This window comes from Micromonospora sp. NPDC005197 (assembly GCF_040608295.1).
GTDB lineage: Bacteria > Actinomycetota > Actinomycetes > Mycobacteriales > Micromonosporaceae > Micromonospora.
In genome coordinates this window covers 4012-20814 of sequence record NZ_JBEXHY010000094.1, presented here as the reverse complement: position 1 = coordinate 20814, position 16803 = coordinate 4012, and the positions used below count along the sequence as shown (strand labels likewise).

General features: G+C 73.0%; 11 protein-coding genes. 5 read left to right on the top strand and 6 right to left on the bottom strand.

Annotation, left to right across the window (positions count from 1 at the left end; genetic code table 11):
* Positions 1–178 precede the first annotated feature (178 nt).
* The 3 genes from ABZU46_RS24080 to ABZU46_RS24070 all read left to right on the top strand — a co-directional run bounded on the left by ABZU46_RS24080 (position 179) and on the right by ABZU46_RS24070 (position 4047).
* Positions 179–1168, top strand: coding sequence for a GAF domain-containing SpoIIE family protein phosphatase (locus ABZU46_RS24080; protein WP_354861250.1), 990 nt, complete (start codon positions 179–181; stop codon positions 1166–1168).
* Positions 1169–1241: 73 nt separating this feature from the next.
* The gene (locus ABZU46_RS24075) at positions 1242–2414 is read left to right on the top strand and encodes a PQQ-dependent sugar dehydrogenase (RefSeq protein ID WP_354861248.1); all 1173 of its coding nucleotides are present in this window, start codon (positions 1242–1244) and stop codon (positions 2412–2414) included.
* A gap of 61 nt (positions 2415–2475) precedes the next feature.
* A complete protein-coding gene (locus ABZU46_RS24070) occupies positions 2476–4047 on the top strand; it encodes a metallophosphoesterase (RefSeq protein WP_354861245.1) in 1572 nt (523 codons plus the stop codon).
* A 442-nt stretch (positions 4048–4489) separates the two neighbouring features.
* Here ABZU46_RS24070 and ABZU46_RS24065 read toward each other — a convergent pair whose 3' ends face one another.
* The 6 genes from ABZU46_RS24065 to ligA form a co-directional block, all read right to left on the bottom strand.
* Positions 4490–6847 (bottom strand): pyruvate dehydrogenase, encoded by a 2358-nt coding sequence (locus ABZU46_RS24065; RefSeq protein WP_354861244.1) that lies wholly within the window; start codon positions 6845–6847, stop codon positions 4490–4492.
* A 105-nt stretch (positions 6848–6952) separates the two neighbouring features.
* Entirely contained in the window at positions 6953–8452 is a 1500-nt protein-coding gene (gatB, locus tag ABZU46_RS24060; RefSeq protein ID WP_354861243.1) for an Asp-tRNA(Asn)/Glu-tRNA(Gln) amidotransferase subunit GatB, read from the bottom strand.
* A gap of 13 nt (positions 8453–8465) precedes the next feature.
* Positions 8466–9941, bottom strand: coding sequence for an Asp-tRNA(Asn)/Glu-tRNA(Gln) amidotransferase subunit GatA (gene gatA, locus ABZU46_RS24055; RefSeq protein WP_354861241.1), 1476 nt, complete (start codon positions 9939–9941; stop codon positions 8466–8468).
* A 49-nt stretch (positions 9942–9990) separates the two neighbouring features.
* Positions 9991–10296 carry an Asp-tRNA(Asn)/Glu-tRNA(Gln) amidotransferase subunit GatC gene (gatC, locus tag ABZU46_RS24050; protein WP_354861239.1) on the bottom strand — a complete coding sequence of 102 codons (306 nt, stop codon included), beginning with the start codon at positions 10294–10296 and terminating at the stop codon, positions 9991–9993.
* A 123-nt stretch (positions 10297–10419) separates the two neighbouring features.
* The gene (locus tag ABZU46_RS24045; protein ID WP_354861236.1) at positions 10420–12978 is read right to left on the bottom strand and encodes a bifunctional diguanylate cyclase/phosphodiesterase; all 2559 of its coding nucleotides are present in this window, start codon (positions 12976–12978) and stop codon (positions 10420–10422) included.
* Positions 12979–13135: 157 nt separating this feature from the next.
* A complete protein-coding gene (ligA, locus tag ABZU46_RS24040) occupies positions 13136–15271 on the bottom strand; it encodes an NAD-dependent DNA ligase LigA (RefSeq protein ID WP_354861234.1) in 2136 nt (711 codons plus the stop codon).
* Between the two features lie 617 nt (positions 15272–15888).
* Here ligA and ABZU46_RS24035 point away from each other — a divergent pair.
* A complete protein-coding gene (locus ABZU46_RS24035; protein ID WP_354861231.1) occupies positions 15889–16434 on the top strand; it encodes a type II toxin-antitoxin system PemK/MazF family toxin in 546 nt (181 codons plus the stop codon).
* 110 nt (positions 16435–16544) lie between these two features.
* A partial coding sequence (locus ABZU46_RS24030; RefSeq protein ID WP_354861230.1) for a pentapeptide repeat-containing protein occupies positions 16545–16803 on the top strand: 259 nt, incomplete at its 3' end.

The following is a 16803-nucleotide window of genomic DNA, read 5'->3' as shown; positions in this document are numbered from 1 at the left end:
CCTCCCCCCTCTCCCTTCCTCGCGGCCCGCCTCGGGGGGCCGCCACAGGGGGGGCGGCCCTCCCGCACCGCCGGGGGTGGGGGGGGGGGCCCCCCCCCCCCCGGCCCGGACGCCGGACGTCGACCGTTTCGCCGAGCTGCTGCGGACGGGGCTGAGCCAGGAGTCCATCATCCGGGCGGTGCTGCGCACCGGCCAACCGCGGCTCGGCGGCGTGGCGTCGCTGACCGACGTGGCACGGGGCACCACCGATCCGGAGATGTCGGCGATCGCCGAGCGGCTGGGCATCGCCTCCTACCTCAGCGTGCCGGTGCGGGCCGTCGGGGGCACCGTGCTGGGCGCGATCACCCTGGTCAACGCCCCCGACCGTCAGCAGTTCGACGACCGCGACCTGCTCACCGCCGTGGACATCGGCCGCCGGGCCGGGCAGTCCGTCGGCAACAGCTCGATGTACGGGGAGCAGCGGCACGTCGCCGAGGTGCTGCAACACAGCATGCTGCCGCGGCTGCCGCTCGTGACGGAGCTGGAGCTGACGGCCCGCTACCAGCCGGCGGCCGACCGGGTGGAGGTGGGCGGCGACTGGTACGACGCCTTCGTGCAACCCGATGGTGACCTGATCGCGGCTATCGGGGACGTGGCCGGGCACGACATCGAGGCGGCGGCGACCATGGGCCAGCTACGCAACCTGGTGCGTGGCAACGCGTTCGGCCGGCCGGACGCGGTCGGAGCGCTGATGAGCCACCTGGACAGCGCCATCCGTGGCCTGCGGCTGCCCATCGCGGCCACCGCGACGCTGGTGCGCATCTGTGGCCGGCGCTCCGGCGTCCGCGAGGTGACCTGGTGCAACGCCGGGCACCCGCCGGCCCTGGTGGTGCGGGCCGGCGGTGCGGTGGAGGTCCTCGAAGCGACACCGGAGCCCTTGCTCGGCCTGGCCCGGCCCACGCCGCGGACCAGCCACTCGACCAGCCTGGCCACCGGCGACACGCTGCTGCTCTACACCGACGGGCTGATCGAGCGTCGGGACCGGTCCATCGACGACGGGCTCGCCGAGCTGGTGCACCGGTTGACCGGCACCGACAACGTCCCCCTCGACGACCTGTGTGACCTGCTGCTCGCCTCGATCCAGCACCGCGAGGACGACACGGCGCTGCTGGCCGTCCGGGCCCGCTGAGCGGTTGCGGCACGAGCCGAGGCCCACGTGTCGCGGGCCCGGCCGGGCAGTCCGGCGGGCTACCCTGGGCCGGGTGAGAGCCCGTCTCCCGTACCCTCGCGTCCGCCGCCTCCGGGTGGTCCTCGCGGCGTCCTGCGCGACGCTGCTGCTCGCCACGGGTTGCAGCTTCGGCGAGCCGGAGCCCGACCCGGCCGGTGAGCCGCCCAACCTGCCGACCCCGTCGGCGCCGGCGAGCCCTGGCGGCGCGGGCCAGCAGGCGGTGGCAACCGTCCTGGCCAAGGGGCTGCGGGTGCCGTGGGCCATCGCGTTCCTGCCCGACGGCGGCGCGCTGGTCACCGAACGGGACAGCGGCCGGATTCTCCAGGTCGGCCCGGACTCCGGCCCGGACGGGCTGCGGGTCCGGGTCGTGCAGACGATCAGCGACGTGGCGGCGGCGGGCGAGGGTGGCCTGCTCGGCATCGCCGTCTCCCCCGGCTACGCCCGGGACCGGACGGTCTTCGTCTACTACACGGCCGAGCAGGACAACCGGGTCGCCCGCCTGCAACTCGGCGGGCAACCCAGCCCGATCCTCACCGGCATCCCGAAGGCGAACGTGCACAACGGTGGCGGGTTGGGCTTCGGCCCGGACGGCCAGCTCTACGTCAGCACGGGCGACGCGGGCGAGCGCCCCAACGCGCAGGACACGAAGAGCCTCGGCGGCAAGATCCTGCGGATCACCGCCGATGGCAAGCCCGCGCCGGGCAATCCGTACCCCGGTTCCCCGGTCTGGTCGCTGGGTCACCGCAACGTGCAGGGTTTCGCCTGGGACGACGCCAAGCGGATGTACGCCGTCGAGTTCGGCCAGAACACCTGGGACGAGATCAACCAGATCACCAAGGGCGGCAACTACGGCTGGCCGGAGGTCGAGGGGCGGGCCGGCGACAAGCGGTTCACCGACCCGATCACGCAGTGGGCGACGTCCGACGCGTCCTGCTCCGGGCTGGCCGCGACGGACCGGCTGCTGGTCACCGGCTGCCTGCGCGGCAAGCGGCTCTGGGTGATGGAGTTGACCGACACCGGCACGCTGCTCGGGCAGCCCAGCGATCTGCTCACCAACCGGTACGGCCGGCTGCGCGCGGTGGCCGCCGCGCCGGACGGTTCGCTCTGGGTGAGCACCTCCAACCACGACGGGCGGGGTGATCCGGCGGCCGACGACGACCGCCTCCTGCGGGTGGTCTTCGCCGGCGGCGACGGCGGTCGCAGCTGACCTGCGTCACCTTCCGCGCAGGTTTGCCAAGATCTTTGGGCGGGCAGGTCAGAATCTCAGCATGGACGGGCAACGCGACGACCAGCACGACGACGCCGAGGACCGGGGCGACCCGGTGACCGGCGGCGAGCCGTCGCGGCCGTCGCGCCGGCGGATCGGCCGGCCCGGTGGACCGGTACGGCGTACGGGCGTGATCCTCGCCGTGCTCGTGGTGGCCCTGGCCGGGGCGGTGCTCGGGGTGCTGGCCGGTGGTCGGGTGGACACCGACATCGGGCCGTTCCGGGCCAACCTCACCCTCTCCCCGGCCCGCGAGGGCGGGACGACCATCGACGTGCCACCGCTCGGCGCCCTGCTGCTCGACAGCCACAGCGGGCCGACCCACCTCACCGTGCGGCTGGGCGCGCTGGACCAGGGGCGCACCGAGGCGCTGCTCGACGACCCGGCGAGCATCAACCGAGCCAGCCAGAGCGCAGTGGAGGACGTCCGCTCCGGGGTGATGCGGCTGGGCCTGCGGACCCTCGCGTCGGCGGTGCTGGTCACTCTCATCCTGGCCGGGTTGATCTTCCGCGATGTGCGGCGTACCGCCTGGGCGGGCGGGTTGGCGCTGCTGGTCACCGCCGGCAGCCTCGGCACCGCCGCGGCGACCCTGCGCCCCCAGGCGATCGAGGAGCCGCGCTACGAGGGCCTGCTGGTCAACGCCCCCGCCATCGTCGGCGACGCCCGCCGCATCGCCAACGACTACACCAAGTACGCCGAGCAGCTGCAACGCATCGTCGGCAACGTCAGCCAGCTCTACACGACGGTGTCGGCGCTGCCGGTGTTGGAGCCGGCGCCCGGCACCACCCGGGTCCTGCACGTCTCCGACATGCACCTCAACCCGACCGGCTGGCAGCTGATCCGCACGGTGGTGGAGCAGTTCGGCATCGACGTGGTCATCGACACCGGGGACATCACCGACTGGGGCAGCGAGCCGGAGGCGTCCTTCGTCGGCTCGATCAGCCTGCTCAAGAAGCCGTACGTGTTCATCCGCGGCAACCACGACTCGGGCAAGACCGCCGCGGCGGTGGCCCGCCAGCCGAACGCGATCGTGCTGAACAACTCGACCACCACGGTCGCCGGGCTGACCATCGCCGGCATCGGTGACCCGCGCTTCACCCCGGACAAGAACACCTCACCGGCCGGCAGCGGGCTGACCCAGGAGGTGGCCAACCAGGTGATCGGGGTCGGTACGCAGCTCGCTGCGACGGTGCGCAGCTCACCCCGGCCGGTCAACATCGCGCTGGTGCACGACCCGGCGTCGGCCGGGCCGCTGGCCGGCACCTGCCCGCTGGTGCTGGCCGGGCACACCCACGCCCGGCAGGTCTCCAAGCTGCCGCAGGCACCCGGTCAGCAGCCCACCGCCCTGTTCGTGGAGGGCTCGACCGGCGGGGCCGGGCTGCGCGGCCTGGAGGGTGAGAAGCCGACCCCGCTGTCGATGACAGTGCTCTACTTCGACCAGCAGAAGATGCTCCAGGCGTACGACGACATCACCGTCGGCGGCACCGGCCAGGCCCAGGTCAACCTGGAACGCCACATCGTGCAGAACCCCAGCGCCGGCGCGCCCGCCTCGGTCACCCCCACCCCGACCCGCTGAGCGCGAGCTGCCCCCTGCCCACCCGCCGACTCGGCGGTGCCCACCCGCCTGTGGAGCCCGAGCCGGAGCCCGGCCCGAGCCGAGCCGAGCCAAGCCCTCCGAGCCGGAGCCGGAGCCCGAGCCCGAGCCGAGCCGAGCCGAGCCGAGCCCGAGCGTGCCTGCGCAGCCTTTGCTCTGCTTCAACGGACGCAACAGTTACGTCGGGTCACTCCACTCAGCTGCGCGCACCCGAATTTCTGCAGCTCAGCAAGGTGTTGCGCATATTGAAGCAGAGCAAAGGGCGAAGAGAACCCCATCGACAGGCGGACGCTCCTCACTCTCAGTGGCGGCGGCAGTGAGACACGAAGGCTGGCGCACGCGATCCGGCGCACGCAGGCAAGCGAGCGGAGCGCACCCCTCGAGGGCAAGGTCAGCGAAGGGCGAGGGTCAGCGGAGGGCGAGGTCAGCGCAGGGCGAGCGCGGCCAGGGCGGCGTTGACGATGCTGCCGGGCATCAGGTCGTGCAGCTCGTACAGGTCGGCCACACTGCCGGACTGGCCGAACTCGTCCACCCCCAGCGGCACCGCCGGGGCACCGAGCGCCGACCCGAGCCAGGCCATCGCGTGCGACGCCGCGTCGTGCACGGTCACCACCGGCACCCGATCGGCGAACGCGGACCGCAGGGCGCCCGGCACGCTGGGCACGGTCGCGGTCCGTACGCCCTGCCGCAGGGTGCGCTGCCACGCCCGGTAGAGCCGGTCCAGCGAGGTCACGTCCACCACGTGCGCGGCGACGCCCTCCTCGGCCAGCTCCGCCGCGGCGGCCAGCACCTCCGGCAGCACCGCGCCGGACGCGGCGAGCTGCACGACCGGGGCGTCGACCAGATGCGGGTACGCCTGGTGCGCGTCGACGAGCCGGTACGCCCCGGCGACCACCTGCCGGCGCAGCACCGCGTCGCCGAGCCGGGCCCGGGCCGCCTCGAACGGCGCCTGGTCCAGCGGTCGGGTGCTCAGCCGGAAGTAGTACGCGCCGTCCTCGGTCGGCGCTGCCGTCGCGGCCGGGGTCGCCCCGCCCGCGATCTGCCCGAGGGCGTCGCAGAGCAGCCAGTCGAGGCTGCCCGCGTACGCCGGTTCGAGGAACGTCACCCCGGGCAGCTCCAGGCCGACCGACGCGGTGATCGTGGACTGGTGGGCGCCGCCCTCGGGAGCGAGGGTGATGCCCGACGGGGTGCCGGCCACCACGAACCGCGAACCGGAGTACGTGCCGTACAGGAACGCGTCCAGGCCGCGCAGCACGAACGGGTCGTAGACGGTGCCCACCGGCAGCAGCGGCTGCCCCGACAGGTCCCAGGACAGGCCGAGCTGGCCCAGCAGCAGGAACAGGTTCATCTCCGAGATGCCCAGCTCGATGTGCTGCCCGGCGGGGCTCTCGGTCCAGCGCAGCATCCGGTCCTCGGTCCAGGAACGCTGCTCGGTGGGGGCGAACACCCCGGTCTTGTTGATGAACCCGGCCAGGTTGGTGGAGGTGGCCACGTCCGGGGCGGTGGTCACCAGGTAACGGCCGACCTCCCGGTCCCGCGCCAGATCCACCAGCACCCGACCGAAGACCTCCTGCGTGGAGATCGGCTTGTTGGCGCGTACTCCCGTGCTCTCCGGAACGGTGACCCCCAGCGCGCGCTCGCGCGGCGCGCGGGACAGCGCCTCCCGGCGGGCGCCGGCCCGGATCCCGGCCGGTGACGCCGGGTCGAGACGGTCCCACTCGGTCTCGGAGGTCAAGCCCTGCGCGGCCCGCAGCGTGTCGACCTGCTCGGTGCTGAGCAGCGCCGAGTGGTTGCGCGGATTGCCGGCGATGGGCAACCCCCAACCCTTCACGGTGTACGCGAAGACGACGCTGGGCCGGTCGGTGACCGCGTCGCACTGGGCGTACGCGTCGAGCATCGCGGACAGGTCGTGCCCACCCAGGTCGGTGACGAGCGGACGCAGTTCCTCGTCGTCGATGCCCTCCACGAACGCGCCCACCTCGGCCGGCGCACCGTCCAGGAACTGCTTGCGCAGGGCCGGGCCGGCCAACCCGAACAGCGACTGGTACTGCTCGTTGGGCATCGCGTCGATCCAGTCGCGCAGCGCCTCGCCACCCGGCCGGGCGTACGCCTCGGCGAGCTTACGGCCGTACTTGACCTCCACGACGTGCCAGCCGGCCGCCTCGAACTGACCGCGCCACTGCTTGATCCGGATGCCGGGCACCACCCGGTCCAGCGACTGCCGGTTGAAGTCGACAAGCCACATCACGTTGCCGAGCCCGGTGGTGGCCGGGTCGGCGACGGCCTCCCAGATGTTGCCCTCGTCCAGCTCGGCGTCACCGATCAGCGCCACGAACCGGGAGCGCGGCCGGGCGCCGAAGTGCGCGTCGACGTAGCGGCGGGTGGCGGCGGCGAACAGCGGCGCCGCCGCGCCGAGACCCACCGAGCCGGTGGAGAAGTCCACCTCGTCGGGGTCCTTGGTGCGCGACGGGTACGACTGGAGGCCGCCCCGGGCCCGCAGCCGGGGCAGGTAGGAGCGGTCCAGGTTGCCCAGCAGGTACTGGATGGCGTGGAACACCGGCGAGGCGTGCGGCTTGACGGCGACGCGGTCCTCGGCGTCCAGGTGCGCGAACCACAGCGCGGTCATCGCCGTGACGAGGGACGCGCTGGACGCCTGGTGGCCGCCGACCTTCACCCCGTCGCCAGTGGCCCGGTCGTGGTTGGCGGCGTCCACGATCCGGGTGGCGAGCCAGAGCACCCGCCGCTGGATCTCGTCGAGGACATCGAGGTCGTGCTGGTTCACGGTGGCTCCATCCGGGCGTCGCCGTTGACGCCCTCGCGAGGGGATGCGGTGTGCACGGCGAACACCGCTGGCACAGCACGCGCCAGCGGTGTTCGATCGGGCGGATCAGCCCTGGACGCCGAGGCGCTCCAGGATCAGCTCACGGACGGTCTTCGCGTCGGCCTGACCACGGGTGGTCTTCATGACCGCGCCGACGAGGGCGCCGGCCGCCGCGACCTTGCCGCTACGGATCTTGTCGGCGATGCCGGGGTTGGCGGCGATCGCCTCGTCCACGGCGGCGGTGAGCGCGCCGGTGTCCGAGACGACCTCCAGGCCACGGCTGGTCATGATCTCGGTGGGCGAGCCCTCACCGTCGACCACGCCCTCCAGCACCGTACGAGCCATCTTGTCGTTGAGCTTGCCCGCGTCGACCAGGCCCTGCAGCTCAGCGACCTGCGCGGGGGTGGCGCCGATGTCGGCCAGCTCCACGCCGCTCTCGTTGGCCCGCCGGGACAGCTCGCCGAGCCACCACTTGCGGGCCGCCGCCGGGGTGGTGCCGGCGGCCACGGTGGCCTCGATCAGCTCGACCGCGCCGGCGTTGAGCACCGACTGCATGTCCAGGTCGGACAGGCCCCACTGCTGCTGAAGCCGACGCCGGTGCACCCGGGGCAGCTCCGGCAGGGCGGCCTTCAGCTCGGCGACCCAGGCCGGGTCCGGTGCGATCGGCACCAGGTCCGGCTCCGGGAAGTACCGGTAGTCGGTGGCCGTCTCCTTCGAGCGCCCCGGGGTGGTGTCGCCGGTGTCCTCGTGGAAGTGCCGGGTCTCCTGGGTGATCCGGCCGCCCGCGTCCAGCACCGACGCCTGCCGCAGCATCTCCGAGCGGACCGCCCGCTCCACCGAGCGCAGCGAGTTGACGTTCTTGGTCTCGGTGCGGGTGCCCCACTCCTGACCCGGCAGGTTGAGCGAGGTGTTCACGTCACAGCGCAGCGAACCCTCCTCCATCCGCACGTCCGAGACCCCGAGCGTGCGGATCACGTCCCGCAGCTCGGTGACGTACGCCTTGGCCACCTCGGGGGCGAGCGCGCCGGTGCCCGGGATCGGCTTGGTGACGATCTCGACGAGCGGAATGCCGGCCCGGTTGTAGTCGACAAGCGACTCGGTCGCACCGTGGATGCGGCCGGTGGCGCCACCGACGTGCAGCGTCTTGCCGGTGTCCTCCTCCAGGTGCACCCGCTCGATCTCGATGCGCACCGTCTCGCCGCCCACCTCGACGTCCAGGTAGCCGTCGACGCAGATCGGCTCGTCGTACTGGCTGATCTGGAAGTTCTTTGGCATGTCCGGGTAGAAGTAGTTCTTCCGGGCGAACCGGCACCACTGCGCGATGGAGCAGTTCAACGCCAGGCCGATCCGGATGATCGCCTCGATGGCCGCCTTGTTGGCCACCGGCAGCGAGCCGGGCAGCCCCAGGCACACCGGGCAGACCCGGGTGTTCGGCTCGCCGCCGAAGTCCGTCGGGCAGCCGCAGAACATCTTGGTGTTCGTGCCCAGCTCGACGTGGGTCTCCAGGCCGATCACCGGTTCGTAGCGTGCGACGACCTCGTCGTACGCGGGAAGCGTCGTCGTCATCTGGGCTCCTGCCTCACAGTGCCGGTGGGGTGAACGTGCCGACCGCGGACTCCAGCGCGGCGGCGACCCGGTACATCCGGTCGTCGGCCATCGTCGGGGCCATCACCTGCAGGCCGACGGGCAGCCCCTCGGAGAGGCCGCAGGGCACCGAGATGCCCGGCCCGCCGTACAGGTTGGTCGGGATGGTGAACAGGTCGGCCAGGTACATCTGGTACGGGTCGGCGGTGCGGGCGCCGATCGGGAAGGCCGTGAACGGGGTGGTCGGCGAGATCAGCGCGTCGACCCGATCGAACGCGGCAGTGAAGTCGCGCGTGATCAGCGTCCGGACCTTCTGCGCCTGCCCGTAGTACGCGTCGTAGTAACCCGACGACAACGCGTACGTGCCGACCATGATGCGGCGCTTGACCTCGGGGCCGAAGCCGGCCTCACGGGTCAGCGACATGACCTCCTCCAGCGACCGGTTTCCGTCGTCGCCGACCCGCAGGCCGAACCGGACGCCGTCGAACCGGGCCAGGTTGGAGGAGCACTCGCTCGGGGCGATCAGGTAGTACGCCGGCAGCGCGTACGCGAACGTCGGGCAGGACATCTCGACGACCTCGGCGCCCATCTTGGTCAGCGCGTCCACCGACTCGCGGAACGCGGCCATCACGCCCGGCTCGGCGCCCTCGCCGACGAACTCGCTGACGATGCCGAGCCGCACGCCGGTCAGGTCGCCGGTCGCGCCGAGCTTCGCCGCCGCCACCACGTCCGGCACCGGCTGCGGGATCGAGGTGGAGTCACGCGGGTCGTGCCCGGCGATCACCTGGTGCAGCAGGGCCGCGTCGAGCACCGTACGGGCGCACGGGCCGGGCGTGTCCAGCGACGACGAGAAGGCGACCAGCCCGTAGCGGGAGGTGCCGCCGTAGGTGGGCTTCGCGCCCACGGTGCCGGTGACCGCGCCGGGCTGGCGGATCGAGCCGCCGGTGTCCGAGCCGATCGCCAGCGGCGCCTCGTACGCGGCCAGCGCGGCGGCGCTGCCACCGCCCGAGCCGCCCGGGATCCGGCTCAGGTCCCACGGGTTGTGCGTCGGGCCGTACGCCGAATATTCCGTGGAGGAGCCCATGGCGAACTCGTCCATGTTCGTCTTGCCGAGCATCACCGTGCCGGCCTCGCGCAACCGCTGCACGATCGTCGCGTCGTACGGCGGGCGCCAGCCCTCCAGGATCTTCGAGCCGACGGTGGTCGGCACGCCACGGGTGGCGAGCACGTCCTTCACCGCGACCGGCACCCCCGCGAGGGGGCCCAACTCCTCGCCGGCGGCCCGGCGCTCGTCCACCGCGCGGGCCGCGGCCAGCGCGCCGTCGGTGTCGACGTGCAGGAAGGCGTGCACCTGCTCGTCGACCGCGGCGATCCGGTCCAGGTGTGCCCGGGTCACCTCGACGGCGGAGGTCTCGCCGCCGGCGACCAGCGCGGCGATCTCCGTCGCGGTCATTCTGGTCAAATCGCTCATGCCGTCACTCCGCTCCGCTTCGCGACGCCAGTCGCCCGTGCACGTCCGCTCATGAGGCCACGTCCTCGGTCAGGATCCGCGGCACGCGGAACCGCTGGTCCTCGGCGTCCGGCGCGCCCGACAGCGCCTCCTGCGGGGTCAGGCACGGCGTGACGACGTCCTCGCGGAAGATGTTGGTCAGCGGCACCGAGTGCGAGGTCGGCGGGATGTCCGCGGCGGTGACCTCGCCGACCTGGGCGACCGCCTGGAGGATCACGTCGAGCTGGCCGGCGAAGGTGTCCAGCTCCTCCTCGGTGACGGCGAGCCGCGACAGGCGCGCCAGGTGCGCGACCTCCTCGCGGGAGATGGCGGCCATCCGTGCCCCCTTCTGATGTCCTGCTGGTCGGGCGGTGTGCCGGCCGCGCGACGCGTGCGGCGTGACGCGCGGTGACCGGAGCGAGTCTATTGTTCCGCCCCCTCCGCCGGCTGCTCGGGTGGGTCAGCGGGTCGACCGGCGGCCGACCTCCGGCTCCGGGCCACCCGCCGGGCGGACCGGCCGGTAGCGGGCCAGCCAGGTGACCAGCTCCTCGGCGGGCATCGGACGGGCGTAGAACCAGCCCTGGGCGGCGTCGCAGCCGGCCGCGTACAACATCCGCCAGGTCCGCTCGTCCTCCACGCCCTCGGCGACCACCCGCAGCCCCAGCGCGCCCGCCAACTCGATCATCGACCGGACGATCGCCGCGTCGTCGGCGTCCTCGGCCATGCCGAGCACGAACGACCGGTCCACCTTCACCTCGGACAGCGGAAGCCGGCGCAGATGTTGCAGGGACGAGTAGCCGGTGCCGAAGTCGTCCAGCGCGATCGCCACCCCGATGCGGTGCAGCCGGGAGATGGTGGCCAACACCCGGCGCGGATCGGCCATCAGGGCGCCCTCGGTGATCTCCAGCTGCAGCCGCTCGGCCGGCACCCCGTAGCGGGCCAGCCGGTCGGCGATCTGGTCGGCGATCTCGCCGGTGTGCAGATCGCGCACGCTGACGTTCAGCGCCGCCCGCAGCCCGATGCCGGCCGCCGACCACTTGGCGAGCTGCTCCACCACGTCGTCCACCACTCGCCGGGTGAGCAGCCGCATCACCGCGCTCTGCTCGGCGACCCGGATCAACTCCTCCGGGTCGACCATGCCCCGGCGCGGGTGCCGCCAGCGCAGCAGGGCCTCGACGCCGACGACCTCGCCGGTCGCGATGGCGATCTGCGGTTGGTAGTACATGGTGATCTCACCGGCGTCGTCGGCCGGCTCGCCGCCGTCGCGTACCCACCCGGTCGACTCGATCGCCTGGGCCTCGGGAACCGACCCGCCGTCGCGCCCCGGACGGTCCCTGCCCGGCGGCGACACCGCACCGCCGTTCGGCGACCGCCGTCCGTGGCCGCCGGCATGCCGGTCCCGCAACGGGCCGGAACGGGTGCCGGGGATCGTCGCGCGGCTGTTGCGGCCCCGGATCGGGTCGGCGCCGGTGGCGATCCGGTTGATCAGCTCATCGGCGTCCACCAGCTCGGCGCCGGCCCGCCGCCGGCGGCCCCACCACCGCCCGCCCGCCGACGACGCCGGCGTGATCACCGGCGCACCGCCCGGATGCGGCGTGGCCGTGGCCGCCGCCGGAGTGGGCAGCGCCGCACCGTCACCGCCGCGCACCTCGGCCTCCACGGCGAGGGGTACGTCTGCCGTCCGCTCGGGCTCACCCGGCTCGGCGGCCGACGGGCCGGATTCCAGCACCCGGCGGAGGTCGGCGAGGAGACCGAGACGCTCGGCCGAGTTGTGGTCCGACTCCGGGGCGTACACGGCGACCGTGTCGTTGCGGTGCTTGGCGTCGTACATCGCCACGTCGGCGTGCCGCATCAGGGTGGCGAAGTCCTCGCCGTGCTCCGGAAAGAGGGCAATCCCGATCGAGCCGCCGACGTCCAACGGCAGCCCGTCCAACGGCACCGGCTCGGCCAACACCCCGACCACCCGGTCGGCCAGCTCACGCGCCTGGCTGACGTCGGTCAGCCCGGTCATCACGATGGCGAACTCGTCCCCGCCCAGCCGGGCGATCATCTGCGGCCGAGGCTCCACGTCGGTGAGCCGGGCGCTGACCTCGACCAGCAGCCGGTCGCCCACCGCGTGCCCGAGCGCGTCGTTGACGTTCTTGAAGCGGTCCAGATCGATGAGCAGCAGCGCCAGGTGCCCGCCGGGCTCGCCGCGGGCGGTCCGCTCGGCGTGCAGGTGCACCTGCTCCGCCACCTCGGCCAGCAGCGCCTTGCGGTTGGGCAACCCGGTCAGCGGGTCGGCAGCGGCGAGGTGCTGCTGCTCGACGGTCAGCCGGGCCATCCGGTACACCGCGAAGAGCGGCACCAGCACCAGCGGGATCAGCGCCGCGCTGAGACGGGCGGCGGCGACCAGCACCGGGGCGAGCAGCAGCAGCGAGCCGGTGGAGAGCAGTTCGAAACCGACGCCCTGGCGGACGGTGGGCCACCAGCGGTCGCCGAAGCGCAGCCGCACCGCCCAGCTCACCAGGCCGTAGTTCACGACGAACCAGGCCAGCGTCGCCCCGCCGACGGCGGCCACGTCGGTGGCGTGCAGGCGACCGCCGTCGAAGACGGTGCCCGGCCCGAGTTGGATGACGCCGTACGCGGCGGCGAGGGCGCAGGCGTACTGGCCGACGTTGAACGCGGTCCGCCAGGCGGCGTGGCGCATCCGCCAACCCGAGACGATCACCCCGACGGCCTGCACCGCCACCGCCGGGCCGAGCCCCCAACCGAGCAGGATCGCGAAGGTGAAACAGGTGGACGGGAAGACCGCCGAGGTCTGCCGTCGCCCCGGCGGGACGAACGGGCGCGCGTCGCAGACCACCGCGAGGGCGGCCATCGTCCAGAACGCCACCGGCAGGCGGGGCAGCTCGTCGGGGAGCGTCGTGAGTGGACCCGTGGCGGTCAGCGCCGCGACCACCAGGATGCCGACGACGAAGGCGGTGAACGGCGTCACCCGCCCAGGTGGGACGGAGTTGCGCGGGTCGGCGACCTCCATCACACCTCCCGAGGAACGGTCGACGTGCCGATGAGCACGCCGTGACCCAATGAAACGCCCTCAGCCCCAGGTTTCCCGGTATGACAGTCACGAATCGGTCGTAGTCGTAATTAAGTTGGTATACGCGACGGGCCGCCACGTCGGCACGCCGCCGCGGTCAGTCCTCCACCCGGGCGACGTCCCGTGCGGCGTCCGGACCTGCCTCCAACAGCACCCGGAACCCGTCCTCGTCGAGCACCGGCACCTTGAGGCTGGCCGCCTTGTCGGCCTTGGAGCCCGGGTTGTCCCCCACGACGACGAAGCTCGTCTTCTTGGAGACCGACCCGCTGACCTTGCCGCCCCTGGTCTGCACGGCCTCGGCGGCCTGGTCCCGCGAGAAGCCGGCGAGGGTGCCGGTCACCACGACGGTCAACCCCTCCAGCGGGCGCGGGCCCTCGTCGACGGCCTCCTCGGCCATCCGTACGCCCGCCTCGGCCCACTTGCGGACCACCTCGCGGTGCCAGTCCACGGCGAACCACTCCCGGATGCTGGCCGCGATGGTCGGCCCGACCCCGTCGACCGAGGACAGCTCCTCCTCGCTGGCGGCGTCGATGGCCTCCATCGAGCGGAAGTGCCGGGCCAGCGCCTGGGCGGCGGTGGGGCCGACGTGCCGGATGGAGAGCGCCACCAGCACCCGCCACAGGTCACGTTCCCGGGCGACGGCCAGATTGTCGAGCAGCTTGACCGCGTTGCTGCCGAGGCTGCCGTCCTTGTTGACGAAGAACGGTGACCGGGACAGCTGCTCGGCGTCGAGCTGGAAGAGGTCACCCTCGTCGGCGATGATCTCCGCGTCCAGCAGTGCCGCCGCGCCCTTGTAGCCCAGCACCTCAATGTCGAACGCGCCACGCCCGGCGAGGTGGAACACCCGCTCGCGGAGCTGGGCCGGGCAACTGCGGGTGTTGGGGCACCGGATGTCGACGTCGCCCTCCTTGGACGGCGCGAGCGGGGTGCCGCAGGCCGGGCAGGTGGTCGGCATGACGAACGGGCGGGCGTCGGGGGGCCGCAGGTCGACCACCGGGCCGAGCACCTCGGGAATCACGTCGCCGGCCTTGCGCACCACCACCGTGTCGCCGATCAGCACACCCTTGCGCTCGACCTCGCGGGCGTTGTGCAGGGTGGCGAGCGCGACGGTGGAGCCGGCCACCCGCACCGGCTCGAGGACGGCGAACGGGGTGACCCGACCCGTGCGCCCCACGTTGACATCGATGTCGAGCAGCTTGGTGGTGACCTCCTCCGGCGGGTACTTGAAGGCGATCGCCCAGCGTGGGGCACGGCTGGTCGAGCCCAGGCGACCCTGGATGGAGACCGGGTCGACCTTGACCACCACACCGTCGATCTCATGCTCGACGTCGTGCCGGTGCTCGGCGTAGTAGGCGATGTACTCCGCCACGCCGGACAGATCCGGGACGACCCGCCACCGGTCGCTCGTCGGCAGCCCCCACGCCTTCAGCGCGGAGTACGACTCCGACTGCGCGGTGGGCTGGAACCCGCGGCGGGCGCCGATGCCGTGCACGACGAGACGCAGCGGTCGGGAGGCGGTGACCCGAGGGTCCTTCTGCCGCAGGCTGCCGGCGGCGGCGTTGCGCGGGTTGGCGAACGGCGCCCGCCCCTGCTCGACCAGGCTCGCGTTGAGGTCGGCGAACGCGGCCACCGGGAAGTAGATCTCGCCCCGGACCTCCAGCAGCTCGGGCACCGTCGGGAACTCGGCGGACGGCGCGAGCTGGCTGGGCACGTCCCGAATGCTGCGCACGTTGGCGGTGACGTCCTCGCCGGTGCGGCCGTCACCACGGGTGGCCGCCCGGACCAGCCGGCCGGCCTCGTAGGTCAGGTTGATCGCCAGACCGTCGACCTTCAACTCGCAGAGGTAGGGCACCGGCCCGCCCGCGTCCCGCTCGACCCGCTCGGCCCAGGCCGCCAACTCCTCGTCGGCGAAGGCGTTGTCGAGCGAGAGCATCCGCTCGGCGTGCGTGACCGGGGTGAAGTCGGTGGAGAACGTGCCACCCACCCGCTGGGTCGGCGAATCCGGCGTCCGCAGCGCCGGGAACTCGTCCTCCAACGCCTCCAGCTCGCGCAACTGCTTGTCGAACTCGGCGTCGGTGATGATCGGCGAGTCGAGCACGTAGTAGCGGTATTGATGCTCGGTCAGCTCACGGCTGAGGGTGGCGTGCCGCTCCCGCGCCTGCGGCGTCGGCTCCGCGCCGGCCGCCGCCTCCTGAGCCGGGCTGACCTGTTGACCGATCTGCTCCTCGGACACCCCGCCACCTTCGGACACGCCTGCGACCTCCCTGATCACGCTACTAAGGCACGGTATCGGTCCGGGGTGACAATCCGATGCCCACCTGCGCCACCGGTGACGCCCCACGCAGCCCGTTCCCGTGCCGCGCGTCGCCACCGGAGGGCGATGATGCGACGACCGACGCCGCTGGACGCCGATGACGTGGCAACCAACGCCGGACTCGCCGACCCCGCGGTCGGTGGCACCGAGGAGAAACTGCCGACCCGGGGCACAAAGGCCGCCGAACGGACAGATCGGCGTCGCCCGGGAGCACGCCGGGACTCGCGGGCCGTTGATCGACTCCAGGTCGCCGACACGGGGGTGTCCGCGCACCCGGATGCCCCCACACCGGCGATCTGGAGTGGATCACCGAGCAGGGGCCCGGTCGTCGGCCCAACTCACGGGAGCGCCCACGCCGTACCGGCCGCCGGCCGGTCGACGCAGCCGCGCGGGGAGCGGCCGTGCGGCTGCGTGCTGGGATGTCGTCGGGCTGCGATGTCGTCGGGTTGCGATGTCGTCGTCGGGCGGCAGGGGCGGCGACGTGCGAGGATCGCCGAACGAAGCGGCCGGCGTGCCGCCCTGACGCGGAGGTGGCGATGACCGAGGCGCTGCTCTGGGCGGCGGCGATCCTGCTGGCGGTGGCCGCCGGCTGGGCGTGGAACAGCTGGCGGCACCGGGCGAACAGCCGACGCTCGGCCGACCGACCTGGTCGCGGCGCACCGACCCGCGCGGGTGGTCGTCGTCCCGCCCCGCCGCGGCCACGCGGCACCGACCGACCGGCCACCAGGCCGCGCTCCCGCGACACCGATCGGGCGGCCGGCACTCCGGCGGCCGGCGAGATCTGGTGGGCCGACGTGCCGTACGTCGACGGCAGCGGCTCGAAGGTGCGGCCCTGCCTGGTGCTGCGCGCCGACTCCCGGGGCGCCGACGTCCTGAAGATCACCAGTCAGGACAAGAGCGACCGCGACGACCACGTCCGGATTCCCACCCGGGACTGGGACCCCGGCGCCGAGCACGACAGCTACCTGAGCCTGACCGAGCCGATCCGGATCAGCTCGGCCGACTTCGCCGACCGCGCCGGCCGCTGTGACGCCGACCTGTGGCGGAAGGTCCGCAGCCTGCGCCACCTGCCCACCAGCTGACACCGGCCCACAGGCCGCAGGCCACCCCGGCCCCCGGCCCCCGGCCCCCGGCCCCCGGCCCCCGGCCCCCGGCCCCCGGCCATGATCCACTCGGGTTCCAGGAATCCGGGGTGTCCGAGCCGCCGCAACACCCCACCTTCCAGGAACCCGAGTCGATCACCGCAGACAGGCCGGGCCACGCTGGCAGGCTGCGCCAGGCCAGGCTGGACCGGGCCAGGCTGGACCGGGCCAGGCTGGACCGGGCCAGGCTGGACCAGGCCAGGCTGGACCAGACCAGGCTGGACCAGACCAGGCTGGACCAGACCAGGCTGGACCAGACCAGGCTGGACCAGACCAGGCTGGACCAGACCAGGCTGGACCAGACCAGGC